The sequence below is a fragment of the Micromonospora parathelypteridis genome, from assembly GCF_014201145.1.
In the GTDB taxonomy this organism is placed as follows: Bacteria; Actinomycetota; Actinomycetes; order Mycobacteriales; family Micromonosporaceae; genus Micromonospora; species Micromonospora parathelypteridis.
The window spans coordinates 3,802,588-3,823,067 of the sequence record NZ_JACHDP010000001.1 but is presented as its reverse complement, the minus strand read 5'-3'; the positions used below and the strand labels follow the sequence as shown (position 1 = coordinate 3,823,067).

General features: G+C 71.2%; 17 protein-coding genes. 4 read left to right on the top strand and 13 right to left on the bottom strand.

Annotated features, from left to right (window positions below; genetic code table 11):
- Position 1 precedes the first annotated feature (1 nt).
- Positions 2–1,249, top strand: a complete 1,248-nt coding sequence (locus HNR20_RS17240; RefSeq protein WP_184181088.1) for a PP2C family protein-serine/threonine phosphatase — start codon at positions 2–4, stop codon at positions 1,247–1,249.
- Positions 1,250–1,255: 6 nt separating this feature from the next.
- Here HNR20_RS17240 and HNR20_RS17235 read toward each other — a convergent pair whose 3' ends face one another.
- The 9 genes from HNR20_RS17235 to HNR20_RS17195 all read right to left on the bottom strand — a co-directional run bounded on the left by HNR20_RS17235 (position 1,256) and on the right by HNR20_RS17195 (position 13,877).
- Positions 1,256–1,729 (bottom strand): STAS domain-containing protein, encoded by a 474-nt coding sequence (locus HNR20_RS17235; protein WP_229686998.1) that lies wholly within the window; start codon positions 1,727–1,729, stop codon positions 1,256–1,258.
- Positions 1,730–1,835: 106 nt separating this feature from the next.
- Positions 1,836–4,688, bottom strand: coding sequence for a hypothetical protein (locus tag HNR20_RS17230; RefSeq protein ID WP_184181086.1), 2,853 nt, complete (start codon positions 4,686–4,688; stop codon positions 1,836–1,838).
- Positions 4,689–4,804: 116 nt separating this feature from the next.
- Entirely contained in the window at positions 4,805–5,950 is a 1,146-nt protein-coding gene (locus tag HNR20_RS17225; RefSeq protein WP_184181083.1) for an alanine racemase, read from the bottom strand.
- Positions 5,947–7,545: an IucA/IucC family protein gene (locus tag HNR20_RS17220; protein WP_184181082.1), complete on the bottom strand. Its 1,599-nt coding sequence runs from the start codon at positions 7,543–7,545 to the stop codon at positions 5,947–5,949. Before HNR20_RS17220 ends, HNR20_RS17225 begins: the two co-directional genes overlap by 4 nt.
- The gene (locus HNR20_RS17215) at positions 7,542–9,197 is read right to left on the bottom strand and encodes an IucA/IucC family protein (protein ID WP_184181080.1); all 1,656 of its coding nucleotides are present in this window, start codon (positions 9,195–9,197) and stop codon (positions 7,542–7,544) included. Before HNR20_RS17215 ends, HNR20_RS17220 begins: the two co-directional genes overlap by 4 nt.
- A complete protein-coding gene (locus HNR20_RS17210; RefSeq protein WP_184181078.1) occupies positions 9,194–10,363 on the bottom strand; it encodes an ATP-grasp domain-containing protein in 1,170 nt (389 codons plus the stop codon). Before HNR20_RS17210 ends, HNR20_RS17215 begins: the two co-directional genes overlap by 4 nt.
- Before the next feature lie 48 nt (positions 10,364–10,411).
- Positions 10,412–11,914, bottom strand: coding sequence for an MFS transporter (locus HNR20_RS17205; protein ID WP_184181076.1), 1,503 nt, complete (start codon positions 11,912–11,914; stop codon positions 10,412–10,414).
- On the bottom strand, positions 11,911–13,170 hold the full coding sequence (locus tag HNR20_RS17200; RefSeq protein WP_184181074.1) for an MFS transporter: 1,260 nt from the start codon (positions 13,168–13,170) through the stop codon (positions 11,911–11,913). The genes HNR20_RS17205 and HNR20_RS17200 overlap by 4 nt, the downstream gene beginning before the upstream one ends.
- Positions 13,167–13,877, bottom strand: a complete 711-nt coding sequence (locus HNR20_RS17195) for a siderophore-interacting protein (RefSeq protein WP_184181072.1) — start codon at positions 13,875–13,877, stop codon at positions 13,167–13,169. The genes HNR20_RS17200 and HNR20_RS17195 overlap by 4 nt, the downstream gene beginning before the upstream one ends.
- Before the next feature lie 81 nt (positions 13,878–13,958).
- On the opposite strand from HNR20_RS17195, the gene HNR20_RS17190 reads away from it, so the two are divergent.
- Positions 13,959–14,519 (top strand): GNAT family N-acetyltransferase, encoded by a 561-nt coding sequence (locus tag HNR20_RS17190; protein ID WP_184181070.1) that lies wholly within the window; start codon positions 13,959–13,961, stop codon positions 14,517–14,519.
- A gap of 22 nt (positions 14,520–14,541) precedes the next feature.
- On the opposite strand, the gene HNR20_RS17185 is transcribed toward HNR20_RS17190, so the two are convergent.
- Genes HNR20_RS17185 through HNR20_RS17175 form a run of 3 tightly spaced genes read right to left on the bottom strand, consistent with a single transcriptional unit; the run spans position 14,542 to position 17,849 of the window.
- Positions 14,542–15,240 (bottom strand): hypothetical protein, encoded by a 699-nt coding sequence (locus tag HNR20_RS17185; RefSeq protein WP_184181068.1) that lies wholly within the window; start codon positions 15,238–15,240, stop codon positions 14,542–14,544.
- 24 nt (positions 15,241–15,264) lie between these two features.
- The gene (locus HNR20_RS17180; protein ID WP_184181066.1) at positions 15,265–15,948 is read right to left on the bottom strand and encodes a DUF305 domain-containing protein; all 684 of its coding nucleotides are present in this window, start codon (positions 15,946–15,948) and stop codon (positions 15,265–15,267) included.
- 14 nt (positions 15,949–15,962) lie between these two features.
- Positions 15,963–17,849, bottom strand: coding sequence for a sigma-70 family RNA polymerase sigma factor (locus HNR20_RS17175; protein ID WP_184181064.1), 1,887 nt, complete (start codon positions 17,847–17,849; stop codon positions 15,963–15,965).
- A 316-nt stretch (positions 17,850–18,165) separates the two neighbouring features.
- Between HNR20_RS17175 and HNR20_RS17170 the strand changes: the two genes are divergently transcribed.
- Both HNR20_RS17170 and HNR20_RS17165 read left to right on the top strand, forming a co-directional pair.
- The gene (locus HNR20_RS17170) at positions 18,166–18,351 is read left to right on the top strand and encodes a hypothetical protein (protein WP_184181062.1); all 186 of its coding nucleotides are present in this window, start codon (positions 18,166–18,168) and stop codon (positions 18,349–18,351) included.
- A gap of 236 nt (positions 18,352–18,587) precedes the next feature.
- Complete coding sequence (locus HNR20_RS17165; protein WP_184181060.1) at positions 18,588–19,400, top strand: RNA polymerase sigma factor SigF; 813 nt, start codon at positions 18,588–18,590, stop codon at positions 19,398–19,400.
- 11 nt (positions 19,401–19,411) lie between these two features.
- On the opposite strand, the gene HNR20_RS17160 is transcribed toward HNR20_RS17165, so the two are convergent.
- The gene (locus HNR20_RS17160) at positions 19,412–20,479 is read right to left on the bottom strand and encodes a DUF2855 family protein (RefSeq protein WP_184181058.1); all 1,068 of its coding nucleotides are present in this window, start codon (positions 20,477–20,479) and stop codon (positions 19,412–19,414) included.
- Between the last annotated feature and the right edge of the window lies 1 nt (position 20,480).

Sequence of the window (20,480 nt, the reverse complement as noted above, 5' to 3'; positions counted from 1 at the left end):
GGTGGAGGAGAACGAGCAGGCCGTGCTGGCCGAGATGCTGCAGGCGGCCGAGGAAGCCGCACCGGTCGAGGCGGTTCAAGCCGTCACTGGCGCCATCGTTGCGGCGTTGAACGCGCTCGGCGTTTCGCTGCTCATCGCTGACCTCAGCGGCCGGGCACTGGTCCGACTGACCCACCAAACGGCCATCGGTCGCGCCGGCCGGCGTCAGGGCGAGGAGACCGCCGAGGTTCTCCCCTTCGACGGCGGGCCGTACGAGCAGGCGCTGCGCCAACAGGCCGCCGTGGTGCTACCCGGCGATGACCGGTGGACGGTGCTCGCACCCGTCACCGAACGCGGCGAGGCAATTGGCCTGCTGGAGATCGACCTGCCCGACGAGCCGGACGCCGCCGTGACCGCGCGGATCGCCCGCACCGCACACGCGCTGGCGTTCGTGGTCATCGCCAACCGCCGACACACCGACCTGTTCGAGTGGGGGCAGCGCAGCGCTCCTTTCACCCTCTCCGCCGAGATCCAACGCCGCCTGCTGCCCGCCTCGTTCACGTGCGAGGCCGGCGCGTTCGCCCTCTCCGGTTGGCTGGAGCCGGCCGCGAGCATCGGAGGGGACACCTTCGACTACAGCGTGGCCCGCGACACGCTGCACGTCAGCGTCACCGACGCGATGGGCCATGGCGTGGCCAGTGCTCTGACCGCCACCCTCGGGGTGGGCAGCCTGCGCAACACCCGCCGCCACGGCGACAGCCTCATTACTCAGGCGCAGTTGGCCAACCGTGCCGTCGCCGAACACGCCAACGTTCGCGGCGCCTACGTGACGGCCGTGCTCGGCCGCATCGATCTGACCACCGGGCGTTGCGAGCTGCTCAATGCCGGGCACGTTCCGCCGATGCTGGTCCGGAAGGGGCGGGCCACGCCGCTGGAACTGCCCGCCAACTTCCCGCTGGGCATGTTTCCCGACGAGGGCTATCGCAGCGGCGAGGTCACCCTGCTACCCGGCGACCGGCTGGTCATCGTCACCGACGGAATGCGCGAACGCAACGCCGCCGACTTGGACCTGCCCGCCGCCCTGCTCCGCATCGCCCACCTGCATCCCCGTGAGGCGGTCCGGGCGCTGTCCGACGCGGTGCTGGCAACCGCCGGACCGATCCTGGCCGACGACGCCACCCTGCTCATCGTCGACTGGTACGGCGGCCACGGGCCGCGATCGAGCATTGCTGGCGCTGACACCGACCGCGCCAGCAGCCTTCCTTGGTGACGGTGATCACGACACCGCGGCGGATGCCTCCTCGGCGTCGTGCACCGTCTCGAAGATGCCGATGACCCGGTCCACCGAGGTGATCGACAACACCGTACGCACCGGCTCACTGACTCCGGCCAGGGCGAGCCGACCGTTCCGTTCCCGCAGGTCCTTGTAGGCGACCACGAGCACGCCGAGGCCACTGGAGTCCATGAATCCGACCCCGGTCAGGTCGACCACCACCACCTGGGCGCCGCTCTCCACCAGCTTGCGCAGCTGGTCACGCAGTTCGGGTGTGGTGCTCATGTCCAGGTCGCCAGCGACCTCCACCACTGTGCCGATCCGCCCCTGCCGCGTCGACAGCGTGAAGTCCACGAAACCCCCTCGATACGGCGTCACCGGCAGCTCGGCGACACTGCGCGCCGTACCAACGGTGCCAGAAATCCGCTCCGACCGCTCGTCGACGTGCGCCGCCGCCGCGTCAGCCGTCCGTCGCACCGACGCGGAGACCGGAGTGCGTCGAGACGGTGACGCCCCGCAGGCGGTTACCCGGCCTGCGGGGCGTCATCCGATCAATGGTGGAGCTAAACGCACCGGGAATCGATCAGCCCGGATTAACCGAGATGTAGTACCCGGCCTCGTCGGTCACGCTGCCGTCCGCCTTGTGCCCCTTGACGACCAGGTAGAGGCTGGTCGCCTCGGTCGGGGTCCAGGTGATCGACGCACGGCCCTGCGCGTCGGCGGCGACCGTGCCCGCGGTGCCGCCGATCGTGTACTCGAAGGACGTGATCCCGGCCGTGCCGCCACTGAACTCGAAGCGGCCTTCGACGCCGACTCCCCCGCCGGGCGTGTCCCGCGGGTACGTCTCGGAGAAGACGTGCGGCGCGGTGCCGACCTGGAACGCGTATTCGGTGACCGGGGAGAGCCGGCCGTCCGAGGTGCGACCCCGCACGGTGAGGGTGTTGAGCCCGTTACGGTCCGGCACGAGCGTGACCAGGGTGTTCCAGCTGTCCCCTCTGGGTGCGCTCAGCTCCGGGCCATCGTTGAGCCGGTAGCGGTACTCCACCACCTCCGGCGTCCAGGAGGTGCTGAGGGCGAAGTCGCCGGGCACGCCGATGCCGCCCCTCGGGTTCCACTCGTTGTACTGGCTCCACACCGAAACCCGGGTGTCGCGGACCGGGACGGTCATCTCGCGTTCCGGCGACGTCGTGCCGTCCTGAGCGATACCGGTGACCCGGGCCGAGAACCAGCCATCCCACTGCGGTGTGAACGACACGGTCGCCGTGCCGTCCGGCCCCGCCGCGATGACCTGGTATTCGCCGAAGTCCAGCGAATAGCGGAACTCCTTGGTGTCCGGTAGCGCCGAACGGAACGTCAGCGTCATCGGCTGAGCGGCCGCGCCACCGTTCGGCGGGTCGGTGACGATGACCGGTGCCTCGAACGGCTGCCAGGTGAAGCTCTTCTCGGGCGACCGGGTGCCGTCAGCCAGCAGCGCCCGGACGAGCAGCGTGTTGTCGCCGGTGTGCACCGGCGTGACGTTGATCGTCACGCTGGCACCGTAGGAGTCGACGATGGTTTCCGGGCCGCCGTCGAACCGGTAGACGTAGCCGGTCACGTTCGGCAGCTGGCTGTTCAGATAGAACTCCACTGGCAGGCCGACGCCGTCGATCCGCGTCAGGTGTTCCAGTGTCGGCGAGAACACGGACGGGACCGGATCGAGGACGCTGAACTGGTAGTAGGTCTCCAAGGACTTCGAGCCGTCCGCCTGCACCGACCGTACGACCATGGTGTGCCATCCCGCGGTCGCCGTCCACGGCACCACGGCGGTGTCGTCCGCCGCCGCCGGCACGGTCTGCAGGGTGTCGTCCAGGGCGTACTCGTAGGAAACGACGTCGGTGATGCGCGGCGTGAACGTGAACGAACCGGTCTTGCCGGCGATCGGCTCGCTGTCGAAGTTGAACTCGGCGGACTCGACCCCGGGGGCGTCGGTGACCATGATCCGCAGGGTGTCCTGCCCGATCAGTTTGTTCTTCGCGTAGCTGCTGACGACGACCTCGACCTCGCCGACCTCGGTGAAGGTGAGCTGCCCGGTCGCCTTACCGTCGACGGCCGGCACCCGGGACTCAGGGGCACCCTTGATCTGATAGCCGAAGGCGGTCGTCTCGGGCTTCGGCGCGGAGAGCGTGATCGTGCTCGGCAGCCCGACCCCACCCAGCTCGATCTGCGCGCTCGGCGCGGTGTCGGCGATCCAGAACCGGTAGGTCCTCTCCGGCCCACGGTTGCCCGCCGCATCGATCGAGTTGACGTAGAGCTCCTCCAACCAGTCCCGCTTCGGGGTGTATTCGAGGATGGCCGAACCGCCCGGGCGACGCGCCTTGATCTGACCGGAGTCACCCATCGAGTCACGCCACGCGAAGGCGACCACGTCGCGGTCGCCGTCCGCGTCGAGGCGGAACTTGCCCTTGAGACCGCTGCCGCCGCCGGGCGTTCCGCCCTCGGGGTAGAGCTTCGAGGAGACCGCCGGCGGGTTGGCCGGTGCCGCCTTGTCCATGACGATGTAGCAGACCTTGCTCCACGGGCCGGCGTCGTAGTAGTCACTGGCGCGGGCCTGCCAGGCGAGGAGCTCACCGTGGGTGTATTGACTGAGGTCCGTGACGAAGTTGTAGCTGTAGAACTCACGGCGCTGGTCCGGATGGTCGACCGGCCAGATCGCGTAGAGGATCGACGGGTAGTCGTCCTCGTCGGGGTCGTTCGCGGTAGCCCTGAACAGGGTTGACGCCGCCGCTGGCGACGGCTTGGTGACCGTGCCGCACGGCCGGTCCGGAGCCTCGAGGCGCGGGTCGGTCACAGTCGGCGGGTAGTTCGAGGTGGAGCTCAGCGTCGGCTGCTGAAAGGTGCGGCCGGCGCGCGGGTCCGTCTCCTGGGCTGCCGTGATCCGGTATTCGATGGTGATCGACTTGTCGCGCCGGCTGAGCGCGGCGTTGAGGGTCGACACCATGTCGATGCCCAGGAAGCCGGGGCAGTAGATGGAACCCGGGCCGCGGTCGGCGGAAATCAACTTCTCAAGCTCGGCGGGCGGGTTGTTCCAGGTCGTCCCGGACTTGACCGCGGAGGTACGCCACACCTCGATCGTCGCGGCGGCAGAGCAGTCGGTGACCGTGTCCTCATTGGTGTAGAGGTACGAGTTGTGCACCACCGCGCCCTTGAGCTGGGTCAGGTCGTAGGTGAAGTAGGAGCGGTAGGTGTGTGCCTTGTTTGCGCTGTCGACAAGTGTGCCGACGGGCGGCGCGACGCTCGGGTTGACGAACTTCTTCGTCGGGCTCTGCGAGTCGAGATACGCCCAGCTCGACAGAGGTGAATTGGCCGAGGTGGCGGCGAGGGCCGGCTGGCCGGTGGCCAGGACGGCGGTGGTGACACCGACCGCCATTGCCAGCATCGCTGAACCGATGCGTTTCATCTGGACGTTGACCTCCCCCATGACGGAGCCTGTGTCGGCGCCGGTCGGCGTCATCGTATCGACGGCCGCCACAGATTTTGCCCCTGCATTCCATTGTGGAACGAAGCGGACCGAGGTCACGATCCCGGCGGTCGGGCGGCCCACTCACCGGCCAGTTCCTCCGGGTCACCGGTGCGAAAGAGCGGCGGTTCGTGCAGCAGGAAGTCGCGGTGGCTGATGTTCCAGGCGTACGCGCCGGCCATGGCGAAGGCCAGCACGTCACCCACGCCGATCGGCCCGGCGGTGGTCGATCGGGACAACACGTCCTTCGGGGTGCAGAGCTGCCCGACCACAGTGACCGGCCCTCCGTCGGTGTGCGGGCCGTCAGGGCCGCGGCGCCGGTGCACGGTGAACGGCTGCGGGTGCCCCTTCGCCGCCGGTGTGCGCAGGTGGTGGGTGCCGCCGGCGACCACCACGAACCACTCGCCGTAGGAGCGCTTCACGTCGATGACCTCGGTGAGGTACGCCCCGCAGTAGGCGGTCACCGACCGGCCCGGCTCGATGCGCAGCCGCACCCCCGGGTGCGCTTCGAGGACGCCGGCCAGCGCCCGGCCGTAGTCGGCCCAGTCGAATCGCGCCGCCGGGTCGGCGTAGTCCACGGCCATGCCTCCGCCGACGTCGACCTCGACGGCGCCCATCTCCGCGGCGGCCCAGCGAACCACGGCGGCGGCGACCGTGGCGGCGAGCGGCGCGTCCAACCCGCTGGCCAGGTGGGCGTGGATTCCGCGTACGTCGATGCCTGCGGGCGGGCGGCGGACGCACTCGACCACGTCGGCCGGGTCCATGCCGAACGGGCTGGGTCCGCCACCCATGAGCAGGCTCGCGCCGGGCGCGGCGACCGGCAGGTTCACCCGCAGCAGCACCTGGGCGGACCGGCCCGAGGCGGTGGCCAGCGCGCCGAGTCGCCGAAGCTCGGCGGGCGACTCGACGTGGATGCGGCGCACGCCGGCAGCGAGGGCGGCGGCGAGGTCCGCGTCGGTCTTGCCCGGCCCGGCGTACGCGGCCGGGGGCCGGCCCGGCAGCACCTCGGCCAACCTCCGCAGTTCGCCACGGCTCGCGGCCTCGAACCCGTCGACGATCGGAGCGAGGGTACGCAGCACGCCGGGGTCCGGGTTGGCCTTGACCGCGTAGAGCAGCTCGACCTGCCGGGGCAGCGCCGCCCGGATGGCTGTGGCCTGCGCGGTCAGCGCGTCGAGGTCGTGGACGTAGACCGGTCTCGTCACCGTGGCCGGCCCAACGGGTTGGGCACCGGCACGAACGGTGCGGCCCGGTCCGCGTCACGCCGCCATCGGACCAGCAGGTTCGCCTTGGCCACCAGCGGCTCACCGTGCAGCAGCGCGCGCAGCTCGGGCGGATCGTCGAGGTCGGCGGCCACCGCCTCGACGACGGCCCGCAACTCGCGCCACAGTCGCTGCTCGATGCCCGGTCGCGCATCGGCGAGGGCCCCGCAGATGCCGCCGAGGTGATTGACGAACAGGCAGTAGACGATCCGGCGGCGGGCGTCCCGAGGGCTGTAGCGAACCTGCGGTGGGATGCCGTCCGGCCAGGTGGCCCACCGCTCGGTGTCGAGCTTGACCCCCTCCAGATCGCGCAGCAGCATGCGTACCGGGTGGCGGTTCCGGTCGAGCACGACGACCACGTTCTGCAGGTGCGCCTCGTGCACGACCCCGTGGCTGAGCCAGCAGCGCAGCACCGCCGGCACCAGCAGCCCGACGTACGCGCGCCACCAGGCCACCGGGTCCGGTGTCAGCAGCGGCGTGGCGGCCAGCGCCGCCGCCAGCAGCGGGGTGTCCCCGGGACGCAGGTGCGGGCGTAGACCGCTGCGCAGGATCGTCCCGTACGCCTCGTCCGGACCGGGCACGTCGACAGTGCGGTAGGCGGGCTCGGCGAGCAGCCCCACCCCGTCCGGCATCGGCACCCCGGCCAGCAGGTCGGTCAGGGCGACCGCGCCCGCGAGTTCGTACCGGGCGTTCTTGCGCAGGCAGTTGGTGATGCGGACGTGCAGGCTGGTCTTGACGAACAGGTCGGCGTCGGGGGCGTAGAGGGTGCGGACGCTCGCCGTCGGCCGTACCGGCACACCGGCCGCCCCCAGATCGCGCAGCCGTGGGTGCGCCGGTGGGAGGAGCGAGAGCTGCCAGGGATGCACCGGCAGGACGCGGTGCCCGACCGGGGGTCGTGGCGGGTCGAGAGCAGCCACGAGCGGATCGAACGGTCCGGCACCGGCGACAAGCTCGTCCGGTACGGCGAGCCAGTGCAGCCGGAACGACGTGCGCAGCTCCGGCGCGTACGCCCGCCAACCGTCCGGGTCACCGCTGCGCCATTTCGGGGTGGGGTGGTGCGGGTGGCCGAAGACCAGTGACTGCTCGGAGTCGACGTACGCGTCGATGGCGGGATCACCGGTGGGGGTCGGATCGTCGGCCGGTCGCTCGGCAAGTAGCCGGGCCACGGTGTCCCGGCTGGCCCGGACCTGCTCGATGAACTCGTCGTTCGCCAGGCCGGTACGGGTGGTGAGTTCCGCCGCGACCAGGCTGGCCAGGCCGTCCGCGTCCAGGTCCTCCCACCGTCCGTCGTCGGTCAGCCGCTGCACCGGGCCGGCGTAGCGGTGCGCGCCGAGCGGTGAGGATCGGGCGACGACGCAGCGCAACGTGACGCCGAGGTGCCGCAGCGGCACACGGACGGCATTGTCGACCACGCTCGGGGTGCCGTCCGGCAGGGCAAGTTCGCGGATCAGGCAGCCGAAGACGGCGTGGGCGGCGGCCAGGTCGGCGAGCTTGCCGGTGGCGCTGGCCGGCCGGGAGCGCAACTGTGCGCACGTCATCGTGTCTCCCGGAGGTAGTTCGGGCCGGTACGCAGGTAGTACTTGTTGATGTCGGCGCAGCCCAGCCGCTGTTTGGGTAACAGGGTGCCGGCGGTGAGCATCGCCTTGATGGGCAGGTGGGCGGCCCGCAGGACCCGCTCGGTGAAGGTTCGTACCGCGGGGCCGTCGCCCCAACGGTCACGGGCGGCGGCGAGGCGGGGTGCCAGCGCTTCGGCGGGTGTCGGCACGGGCAGCCCTCGGGCGGCCAGGGCGATCAGCGGCGCGGCGGCGGCCAGGTGCAGGGTGATGGTGATGAACACGTCGGCCAGCTCCTGCGGCTCGCGCGCCCACATCCGGTCGTCGTCCAGGACGAGCCCGCCCGGGCCGCCGTGCCGCGCATCGAGTCGGGCACCGTCGTTGTCCTTGTAGAGCAGGCCGACCGTGCCGTCGGGGTGTACCAGCAGGTGGATGTTCTGCGGGTGCGCCTCAAGGGCGATTCCGTGGCGTAGCCACAGGAAGACGTGCCAGTCGAGCAGCAGGTCCAGGTAGGACTCCAGCAGCGTCCCGGGCCGCTCGGGGCTGATCCGTTCGAGGACCGTGCCGGCGACCGGGTCGGCCGCGGCGAGGGCCGCGACCGGCACCACCTGGACGCCGGCCAGGTCGCGCGGGAATCGGCGCAGCAGGAAGCTGCGCCGCTCGTCGCCGTCGACGTGCGCCCAGGTGCTCTCGTCGGCATGCCGGATCCGGCCGGCGAAGGCGGGTTCCGCGCTGGCGATCCGGTCGAGCAGCGCGGCGACGGCCGCGCCGTCGGCGAGCGAGCCCGGCTGCAGCGTGCGTCGGTTGCGGGCGCCGAGGCTCGCGGTGGGCAGCGGCAGTTTGAGGTGCAGGTACGGGTCGTCGTCGAGCGCCACGGTCCGCATGGAGAGGGTGGGTCGCGCGGAGATCACGGGCAGATCCGTCACCGGTAGCGCGTCGCGTGCCGCAGTGATCGGATGCGCCGGCAACAGAAGCTGATCCGGTCGCGGTGCACGCGGCCACCACGACGGGAGTTCACCGGTGAGCCGGACGCCCTCGGCAGGTACGGCGTACCACCGCAGCGCGAAACGCGGGGCGTGCTCCGGGGCGTACCGGAGCAGTTCGTCGTCGCTGAGACCGTGCCGGCACCGGTCGGTGGGGTAGACCGGGTGGCCGTGGTGGGCGGCGAGCACGTCGTCCAGGAGCGCCGCCGGCAGACCGGTCGGGGTGATCGCGCGTGCGCTGGACACCTCGGCGAGCACCCGTGCTCGGTTGCGGGCTGCGAGCCGCCGGGCGCGCAGGTCGGCGCGGCACTCGGTGCCGAAGTCCCGCCAGCCGGCCTCGGCCTCTTCGTTGCCGTGCGGGGCGAGCACCGTCAACAGCCCTTCCAGGGTGTCCGCGCGGTGGGTGGTGCCGTTGGCGAGCACCAGCACCATCGGCGCCGTGCTGCGCAGGGTCTGCTGGAAGCCGTCCGCTCGGACCGGGATGCGCAGCAGGCCATCGGGGCGCGGCACCTGCCACCAGTCGGGCCCGTCCGGTCGGCCGGTGCTGAGGTCTGGCCCGTCCAGTCGGCCGGTGCTGAGGAGGCCGAGGTGATCCTCGCGGAGCAGGGCGTCGAGCACCCGGCCGAACACCTCCCGCTCGCAGTCGTCGGTCACTCGACGATGGTCCACTGCAGGTCGCTGCGGAAAGCGGCCATCGACTGCCGGACGGTGGCCTGGTCAGGGCCGATCGCGTGCAGCACGGCGAGGTAGTCGCGGTTCGTCCCGGTGTGCTCGGCGACGCGGCCCACCGCACGCAGCGGTCGGCAGCCCAGCCGGACATCGCCGTGCACGGTGTCCAGCCGGCCCGGTGCGGCGGTGAGCCGGCCCGAGGTTTCCGCGCAGACGTACTCGACCTGGGCGTACCGGTCGACGGTGGTGGGCAGGCTGAGGGCGGCCAGTGGCTCGCCGAGGTGCAGCCGGATGACGTGTTCGAACAGCGGCACGCCGAGCAGTTCAGCGAGGATCAGGTCCATCCGGTCGCCGATGAGGCGGTAGTTGACCTCGATCAGCCGGACCCGGCCGTCGGCGATGACGTACTCGGTGTGGCAGGCGCCGAAGCCGACCCCGAGCGCGTCGAGCCGCGCCCGCAGCTGGGTGCTCGCCGACTCCGCCGGAGGCGACCAGTGCAGGCTCTCCTCGGTGAAGGTCGGCGGCGGACCGAGGCTGGTGCGCCATCCGCCGAGGGAGGCCAGCGCGGTGCCGTCACCGAGGGTCTCGAAGGTTCGCAGCTCCCCGGCGAGATACTCCTCGACCACCAGGGCCACGTCCGGCCGCCGGCCACGGATCTCGGTGACCCGGGCGACCAGTTCTGAGTGGTCTGCCACCAGGTACGCGTCCTCGCTGGCCACCCCCTCGCGGGGTTTGACCACCGCCGGGAACATCTCGACCGGCACCTCCGGTGCGATGCCGGGGTCGATGGTGATGGTGCGTACCAGATCGAGCCCGGCAGCGGCGATCGCCCGGCGGGCCGCCGCCTTGTCCTTGCAGAGACGGGCGGCGTCGGGATCCTTGCCGGGCAGGCCGAGCTTCCGTGCGGCGATCGCGGTGGCCTCCTGAAGGTGGTCGCTATTGGACAGTAGCGCCACCGGTCGGGTTGGTGCCGTCGCCGCGACCACCGCAGTCGCGTCCCGGACCGCGCACCGCACCACGGGCGCGTCCGACGGCCATTCCGCTGGCCGGTCGGTCAGCACGGTGGCCGACAGCCCGAGCGCCGCCGCCGCCGGGAGAAACCCCTCCAGGACGGCGTCGGTGGGGTTGAGCGCGGTCAGGTACAGCCGCATACCGCCTCCGTCGTCGACGACGATTGTCGCAATTAGGGTAGCCTACCCTTATTGGGCGAGTATGGGGCGGTCTGCCCGGTGCAGCAAGCCGGCGGCGACGAGGCCACCCACCAGAACCGCGCCCGCGCCCACCAACTGTCCCGTCTCCAGCGCCGAGGCGAAGGCCACGGTGACGGCCTCCCGTTCGGCCCCTCCACGCGCGGCGGCAAGGGCGGCGGGGAACGATCCGGCACCGGCCAGCCCTGCCGGGAGCAGGGCGGCGAACCGGGCGTTCAGCACGGCGCCGAGCACCGCGATGCCGAGGCTGCTGCCAACCTCGGTCATGGTGCCGTCGACACCCGCGCCCGCACCGGCCTTCTCCGCCGGGATCGCGCTCATCACGGCCTCGACGATGGCCGGGTTGGCCAGCGCGCAACCGACACCCATGACGAGCAGCCCACCCAGCAGCACCCCGTACCCCTCCGACGGAGAGAGGGTGACCACCGCGAGACCAGCCGCGAGCAGCGTCATGCCGACGACGATGGCGGCCGCCAGGCCGAGTCGGCGGATCACCATCGCGACGACGCCGCTGACGTTGAGCAGCACGATGGACAGCGCGAAGGGCGCCATCCGCAGGCCGGCTTCCCAGGCGGGGTAACCGCGAACGAACTGCAGATGCTGGGTGAGCAGGAACAGCGCGCCGGTCGCGCCGAAGGTGATCAGCACGACCCCGGAGATCGCGCCGACGAAGCGCCGGTCCCGGAAGAAGTGCATGTCCAGCATGGGGTGGGTGATCCGCCGCTCCCAGCCGACGAAGAACCCGAGCAGGAGTACGCCGACAACCGCCGCGCCGAGCACCTCGACCGACGCCCACCCCCGCTCCGGCCCGGAGATGATCGCCCACACGACCGCGGTCAGGCCCGCGGTGGAGAGCGCCGCGCCCACCACGTCGAGGCGGCCACCGGCCGGGCCACGGGACTCGGGTATCAGCGCACGACCGACGAGCAGGCAGATCAGCACGATGGGAACGTTCATCCCGAAGATGGCGCCCCACGGCAGATGCGCGAGGATGGTGCCGCCGATCGGTGGCCCGATGGCGAAGCCCAACGCGCTGGTCGCAGCCCAGATGCCGATCGCCCGGGACCGCTCGGCGGCGTCGAAGACCTGCATCGCGACCGCGAGCGTCGAGGTGACCAGCAGCGCACCGCCAACGCCCATTCCGGCCCGGGCGGCGATCAGTTGCCCGCTGGTGCTGGCGAGCCCGGCGGCCAACGAACCGAGCCCGAACAGGACGAGCCCGGCGAGCAGCATCCGACGCCGGCCGTACCGGTCGGCGGCACTGCCGGCGGTGAGCAGCAACCCGGACAGCACCAACGCGTACGCGTTGATCATCCATTGCACCTCGGCGGTGCTGGCGCCCAACTCGGTGGTGAGCACCGGCACCGCCACGGTCAGCACTGTGTTGTCCAGCACCACGACGAGCTGCGCGACGCACAGCACGGCCAGGATGAGCCACCGCTGCGGCAGTCGTGCCGATGTCGTGGTGTCCGCGGCTGGTTGAACCGCGGTCACGCCGCAGCCTTAACGCCGTCCACCGTCGGTGGCTCTGCCGCCGAACCGGCGACCGGACCAGGCTGGTGCGGGAATCGCCGCTGGTGGGCGAGGCCGAGGGCGACGCCGGCGGCCACCAGCACGATGGCGGCGACCGCGACGGCCGGGTAGCCGACCTGGTCGGCGGCCGCGAGACCGATGGAAGCGGCCACGAACGAGCAGACCAGGCCGAACGACGACAGGACGGTGAAGTCGGTGCCGCCGGTGTCGGGCCGCGAGTAGTCCATGTTCACCGTGTAGAGCACGACGTTGGCGATGGTGTAGGCCACCATGAAGCAGCAGAGCGCGGCAACCGTCGTACCCAGCGGCGCGCGGCCGTTCATCAGCGGCAACAGCAGCAGCGTCGACACCGTGAGGGCCACGCCGCCGACCACGAGCACGCCACTACGCCCGAACCGCCCGATGCCGAGCCCCGCGACCAGACCCGCCACGATGGCCGGGGCACTGGTCACCACGCCCGTGACGACACCGATCCGACCCAACGACCACCCCGCGTCGACCAGAGCCGGCGTCACCAGGGCGTACGCCATCCCCGCACCGACGTAGACCAGTGGCACCACGCCGAACGTCCACCACCGGCAGCCCGGCTGGCCGAACACCGACAGCAGCGCCCGGTAGGCCGTGCCGACCCGGGCCACCCGATCGGTACGCGGAGGCTCCCGGAACCGCCACACCACCAGCAGGCCGACCGCCGTCATCGCGGCCAGCAAACCGATCGCCGGCGCCCACCCGAACTGGTCGTAGACCAGGACGCAGGCACCGCCGCCCAGCAGGTTGCCGAGGTAGCTGGCGGCGACCTGAATGCCGTTGCCGGTCCCCCGCGCCGACTCGGCGAGCATCCGGACGGCGACGGCGTCCACGGCGATGTCCTGCGTGGCGGAGAAGAAGACGTACGCGGCGCAGATGGCGATGATCGGGCCGAGCGCGTCGGCCGGATTGGAGAACGGCAGCAGCGCCAGCAGGGCGAGCACCAGGGCGGTCTGGAGCACGAGCAACCAGGATCGGTAGTGGCCGCGGTGCCGCGAGCCGTACCGGTCGAGGATCGGCGCCCAGAGGAACTTGATGGGCCAGATCAGGCCGACGATCTGCAACAGCGCCAGAGTGTCCAGCGAGGTGCCGCCGTCGCGCAGGATGGCGGTCAGCCCGACGGTGATGAAGCCGACGCCGAGGTACTGGGTGACGTACAGGGCGGTCAGGGTGCCGAGGCGGCCCTTCATGCCGCTTTCCAGTAGCCGAGGGAGGTCAACCGGTCCTTGTCGACGCCGAGCGTCCGCCGGATGTGTCGGGTGATGCCGCGGGTGCTGGCCGCCTCGCAGGCCACCCAGTAGTGACCCGCCCCGGTGGTCGGCAGCGCCGCGCAGACCGTGTCGACGAGGTGTTGACCGTCGTCGCGTCGAGGCACCCAGGTGACGTCGTGGTGCGCGCGGGCCCGTGGCACGAGCGCCTTCTCGCCCTCGTGCGCGTACTCCAGCCAGACCGTCGCCGGGATGTCGGCGCCGGCGTCGAGCAGGCTGTTCACCGCGGGCAGGGACGCCGCGTCGCCGACGAGGTAGAGGTGCTCGGGCGCGGGATCGGGCAGCTCGAACGCGCTGCCCTGAACGGTCGCGGTGATGGTGTCACCGACCTGGGCCGCGGTGGCCCAGCGGGTGGCGCAGCCGTCGTGGATGGCGAATTCGAGGGTGAACCGGCCGGTGGCCGGGTCGGGGTCCACCAGCGTGTACGCGCGCTGGTGTGCCCGGCCGTCGTTGTCGAACCACAGTCGGATCCACATCGTGGGGTGCACCCCGCACGCCTCCAGCAGGCCGCCTCCGTCGAGGAGAAGCCGCTGGTAGTGCCCGTCGATCGATTCGGTGCTCAACACGGTCAACCGAAAGTCCCGGCCTCCCATGGCCTTGAGGACCAGGGCCTCCCAGTTCCGTTTCACGCACCCCTCCAGGTAAGGTCATCCTTGGTTAGGGGAGGTTAACCTAAGTTGCGCCCCCGATGGAACAGAGGACAGCTCGCGATGACGCACCTGGAGAAGATCGCCGGCCTCGGTGAGTTGTCGTTGGTGACCGTGGACCCCGACCGGGACGCCGCGCTTCTGCACGACTGGGTCACCCGCCCCCGCAACTCCTTCTGGGGCATGGGCTCGCACACCCTCGAAGAGGTACACGAGACCTACACCTTCGTGGACGGCCTGCCGACGCACCACGCGTACCTGATCATGGTGGACGCGGAGCCGGTTGGCCTGTTCCAGACCTACCAGCCCGAGGCGGACCCGGTCGGCGAGCGCTACCCGGTGCAGCCCGGAGACGTCGGGATGCACCTGCTGCTCAGCCCGGACCGGCGCATCGCACGCGGCCTCACCAACGCCGTCGGCCCCGCCCTCGCCCGATTCCTGTTCGGTGACCCGGCCGCCCAACGGATCGTGGTCGAGCCGGACGTCCGCAACCACCTCGCCCTACGCCGGCTCGAGATCGAGGGCTTCACCTTCGACTCGGAGATCGACATGCCGGACAAGCTCGCCCAACTCGCGTTTCTGACGCGCGCCCGGTTCGCGGCGAGACACCCGACGCCGGCCTGACCACCGAGGCGGCCGGCGGCCGTCAACTGTTGGCGTTCAGGAAGCCGACGAGGGTCGCGGTCCACCAGGCGATCTGCGAGATCGTGGCGGCGGCGACACCGGGTAGCAGGACGGACCAGGGTGGGCGACCCTCCACCGCCACGAGTCGATCCCGGACCCGGCCGAGGAACAGCCCGTTGACGCCGACCACCAGCACCGCGAGCAGCTTGACCCAGACCAACCCGGACGACGTGTCCGGACCCAGGGCGGCCCCGCTGGCGAGGAGACCCACCAGGCCCAGCCAGATGAGCAGGTGCGCGCCGCGTGCGGCGACCAGCACGGTGCCGAGCGGTTCCCGGCGCAGCAGCCAGCGCAGGCTGAACCAGTCCACCGTCAACACCGCACCGAAGCCCACCACGAGGCAGGTCAGGTGGCAGAAGAGCGCAACCATCCGTCCACCCGGAGAGAGGGCGACGTGCGGCGCGACGAGGATCGCGAGCAGCCACCCGGCGCTGACCGTCAGCACCGACGCGACGACCGTGGCGCGGCCGGCGGCTCGACGATGGCCACCGCGCCAACCTGACGCCGGTGCCGAGGAGACCGCGCTGGGCGGCGACATGCTCCGGGTGGGGTGCGTCGCGGGCCGGATAGGGCGGGCGCGGTCCGACGTGGCGGCGCGGTGGGCGGGACGGGACACCCGGGCCGGGGCTAGGGCGTCGGCGTGCAGGTCAGACGTCCGCATCGGCCGGTCTTCTGGGCGGCATGCTCAGTTGACCGGTGCAGCCGTGGTCGCGCCAGGCCGGCCGTCCAGAGTGCTCAGCTCGGCAGCCCGCGCCTGCTGGATCCGCCCGGCGAGCGCCTTCAACTCCGGGCTTCCGCCCGCGTTCTGCTCGCCCCGGCACAGCACCACGGTCTGTGCGAGGTGCGCCCGGAGCAGAGCAGCCGCCCGGGACGACACCTCGGCGTCGGGCGCGGCGCGCAGTTCGGCGAGACTGGTGTCGGTGACCATGCCGGGCATCTGATGCCCCTCGTGGATGTTCAGCTCCGCAACGTTGCCTGCGGCCAGCAGCCCGCGCAGGTCCCGCAACTCGGCCTGATGCGCCACCCGGACGTCGGCGAGCAGGGCGCGCAGCGACGGATCCGCGTCCGCTGGTCGGGTCTCGAACTGGTCGATCAGCGCGAGCGCGCCCTCGTTCATCGGGATCAGCAGTTGAATGAAGGCGTCGTCGGTGCTGTTGAGCAGCACGGACGCGGTCGTCACCGGAGCAGCCGGCGGGGCTGCGGCCGGCGGGCCAGCGGCCGGCGGGGCCTCCGGTGCACGGTCGGTGCGGCCCCAACCCTGGGCGAGACCGACGGCCAGCGCCGTGGCGACCAGAGTCGCGACGACACCGATGATCCGCCCGACGCGCGCCCGAGACCCGGGACGCCCCGCCACGATCTGCTCGTCCATCCGTCCGCCCCTGTTCAACGGGCCGCTTGGAATGCGCGGCCGACCAGGGTTGCCTCGGTGCCGTCGGTGAACAAACCGGACCGGTCCTTGTCGGTGGCGGGCAGCCCGAACCAGGCGTATCGCTGCACGTAGGACAACTGACCGAGCATGGCGGTGGCCGCGGTGAGGAAGGCCGCCTGCTGCTCCTGGCGCGGGAACTGTGGACCGCCGCCGTCGAAGCGGATCAGTGCGAACTCGGTCAGCCAGATCGGTTTTTTGTACCGCTGGTACACCGCCTGCAGATACTGACGGAGCTGGTCGACGGCGGTGGTGGTCGCGAAGTCGGCACCGAACCAGTGCAGCGTGATGAAGTCCACCCGGTGACCGCGGGCCTGGGCGCCGGTCATGAACCTGTCCAACCAACCCTGCGGCTCCGGGCCACCCCAGGCGACCGCCGGGCTACCCAGCTTGCTCCCCGTGGCCATCAACTGCGGCCACAGGTCCAGTGCCTGCTCAACGGTCATGTTCGCCTGTTCCGCCAGGTCCGGCTCGTTGAAGGTGAGCAGATAGGGCCCGGCCGCCCTGGCTCGGGCCAACTCGGCGGCGGTGACGTTCTCCGCGCTGCGGATCATCGGCACGAACGCCACACCCTGCGGAGTGCTGATCCCCGGGTGCTGGGTGCCCCAGGTGTAGTACCAACCAGCCTTGGAACTCGCCAACGCCTGGCTGGCCCCGGCGAAGTTCCACACTCCGACGCCCTTACGCGCGGAGCTGACCGCCGGCGCGACCGGAGCCCTCGACGACGGTCGTGCGCTCCGCGACGGTGCGCTGCTCGGGGAGGCGACGGCGGTGGGCGCGGGGGACGGCGGGGCAGCCCACGAGGGTGCGGCCGGATCCTCCGGCAGGATCACCACCGCCAGGGTGATGGCGAGGACGGCGGCGGCCACCCCGGCCGCGAGGGATGGGACAAGGCCGCGAGGACGGTGCACCGCAAGGTCGACGACGCTCGGGCCGCCGCCCGCGTCGGTGGGCACACCGCCCGCCGGGGCTTGCCCGACCGTCTGCTCGGCCGACAGGCCCGGGGGTTGATGCCCGAAGGCCTGCGAGGCCGCCGGGGACGCGGCGCTCGGAAAGTGGGCGCTCAGACCCGCCGGCAGTGGCAGCAACGGCAGGCCGGCGAGCAGCCGGTCGATCGGCAGGAGGTTGGCGTTCAGTCGTCCACAGAACGCGCACTCGCGGACGTGTCGGGCCAGCCGCTTGCGCCACAGCGGGCTGGGAACGCCGTCCCACTCGGCGCTCACGGTGCGCAGGTCCGGGCAACCGGGGCGGGCGCGCAGCGCGCGTACGACGCCCCGAGCGCTCTGAATCTGCTCCTTCATCCGGTGGATCCGCACCGCGACGTGGCCGGGCGACAGCCCGAGCGCGTCGGCGACCTCGGTTCGGGCGATCTCGCCGGTCTCCTCCAGCCACCACAGCGAGAGCAGCTCCTGGTCGTCCGGGTCGAGCCAGCGGGTCGCCTCGGCGACCTCGCGTCGTTGGTCGGTGAGGCCGAGCCGGAGGATGGTCATCCCGGCGAAGTCGGAGGCGGGGTCGGGCACATTGTGGATGGCGTCGAGCCCGGCGTCGCGGTTGAGCGCGATTCGTCGGCGCTGCTCCCAGTCGCGCACCTGGCGGATGGCGATCGCCACCAGCCAGGACCGGTATGCCGTCGGGTCGTTGAGCGCGGGCAGGTACCGGATGACCCGTACCAAGGTCTCCTGGACCACGTCGTCGACGTCGGCGTGACCGCGGAGCGCTCGCCCGACGATGTTGTAGACCAGCGGAAGCGAGGCCGCGACGACCTCGTCGAGAGCGCGCTGGTCACCCTGTCTGGCCGCGACGACCAACCCGGTATCGGGTAGTGCTCGACCGGCTGACGACATGGGTGTCACTCCTTGTGTGCTCTTCCGCGCGGCGCCCACGCTGTGCGCTGACCGCCCTCAAGATCGGAGACTTGCACCAGCGGATCGGATTACAGAATTGTGTGACTGCGGTCGGTCAGATGCCACCCGGGGCCGCCGGTGGTGCATAGGGGGCGACGACGCCGGGTATGGTGCCGGGTGTCGGTGTCGCCGGGCATTCGCCCGTGCACAAGCACCCTGATCGGGCGCCAGTGTGAGCGCCGAACCGTCCCGAGGTCGCACGGCGAGAGTTGCCGAGGCCCGGACCCACTCCTTCATGGAAGACAGGAATCCCTGCATGACATCGAACGATGACGCTCGACCCGCCCTGTTTCTCGCCACGTCGAACGCCAACGGGCTCGACGGGTCCGCGGTGACCTTCGACGGCAGCGAGGAGGCCATGCGCCGGCTGCGCCACCCGTTCGCGGTGACGCCCGCCCCACAAGCCCCGATCGCACGCGACGACGCGGATCGGCGCGGCTGATCCGGCGAGCCCGCACCCGTCGTTAGCACCACTCGGGTTCATACTTTCGGCTAGTAATTAATCAATCTTTCGGGTAGTGTCCGGGTCATCATTTGAACGACATGACGCGGTGGCGAGGCCCGTGATCGTGGCCTTGCGACAGCGCATTTCGCCCGTACGTGCGCTCCGGCGGCAGCCGGTTCGGAGATCCTTCCGGTCGATTCGTTCGACGGGCGCTTGCGGGAAGGACCACCCACATGGCCATCATCGTCGAGACCGCGACCAGCACCCGCGTCGACCAGCCGAGCCACGACCAGAGCCCGGACGACCTCCTGGCCGCCCTGGCGGCGACCCCGGCGAACGACCCGCAACGCCCCGCGCTGCGGGACCGCGCCATCGAGGCATGGCTGCCGCTCGCCCGGCACCTGGCGCGCCGCTACGCCGGCCGCGGCGCACCCGACGAGGACCTGGCCCAGACCGCCTCGGTCGGGCTCATCAAGGCCGTGGACAACTTCGACCACAGCCGGGGTGTCGACTTCAGCGGGTACGCCATCCCCACCATCATCGGTGAGATCAAGCGGTACTTCCGGGATCGCACCTGGGCGGTGCGCGTGCCCCGCCGCCTCCAGGAGCTGCGTCTCTCGATCAGCGCGGCGAACAACACCCTGACCCAGACCCTCGGTCGCTCGCCGACCGTGGCCGACATCGCGTCCTACCTCGACCTGTCCGAGGAGACCGTCCTGGAAGGGTTGGAAGGTGCGCGCGCCTACCGGGCCACCTCGCTCTCCACTCCGGCCGGGGCCGACGGCAACCGGGAGCTCGGGGACACCCTCGGCGGCGACGACCACGAATTCAACCTCGTCGAGATCCGCGTCGCCCTCGGCCCGGCCCTCGCCACGCTGCCGGAGCGCGAGCGTCAGATCCTGAGCCTGCGCTTCCACGGCAACCTGACCCAGGCCCAGATCGCCGAGCGGATCGGCGTCTCGCAGATGCACGTCTCCCGGCTGATCACCCGATCGCTGGCCACGCTGCGTCAGCACCTCGCCGGTTCTGACTACAGCGCGTTCTGAGGTCAGCGCCGTCAGAGCTGGACGACGTGACCCACCCGAGGCGGCGTACGACCCGCGAGGACGTCGAGCCACGCGTGCTGGAGAGCCTCCGGTCCGGCGCCGACCTGCACGTCGAGCCACCCGCTCACGACGGCGGTGAAGCGCTGCCAGGCCTCGGTGAACCGCTGGTCGAGCCCGTCGCGGCCCCAGTCGTGGCTGCGCTTGCGCATCTGGACCGGCGCGAAGAACACCTCCTCGGCGGCGTCGGCGTTCGGCGTCTGGTTGGTGAGCCCGACCGCGATGTCCCGGACGAGCCGGTCACCGAGGTGCTGACGCAGGGCTAGACGGGTCGAGTGCGCGCCGGACAGGTCGAGGTAGACGGTCGGGACCACGTCGAGGGTGGCGACGTCGTCGTACGAGACGACCTCGTCGTAGCAGCCGAGCGAACGGGTGAAGGCCACGTTGCCAGGTGAGGTGAGCCCGACCACGCGCGGCCCGCGCCGGCGTAGTTCGAACGCGGCGGCGTACGCGGTCTTGCTCGACGCCGACGACAGCAGCAACGACTCGGCGCCGTAGAAGTCGTTGTCGACGACCTGGTCGGCCAGCATGAACGAGGTGAAGAACAACGGCCGGAAGAGGATCAGCAGATCCTCCTGGTCGGGCTGGTACGCCGGGTCGCCGATGGTCGACCGGTACGCGTTGTACGGCGACGGCAACTCGGCCCGGTGCGGGCTCGCGTCGCGGAACCCGGACGCGTCCACCCGGTCCGGCCGCACCAACAGGTGACCCGCGGGTGGGAGGTAACCGTAGACCCGCTGCCCCACCTCGACCCCGGCGACCGTCGACGCGACCACGTCGGCGAAGCCCCAGAGCGGCGGAAGGCCCCACTGCGGCCCGAGCCCCCCGGCAGCCGGCGGGAAGAACTCCCAGTAGCGCATGGAGTCGCCGAGCACCGCGTAGGTCACGTTGTTGGCGGTGAGGCCGACGCGGTCCACGCGCAGCAGCGCCTCGCCGTCGGCCAGAGCGGGCGTGGCACCATCGACGATCGTGGTCTGCCCGAGGTCGTCACGCGCGACGGCGAAGGTCCATGAGTCAGCCATG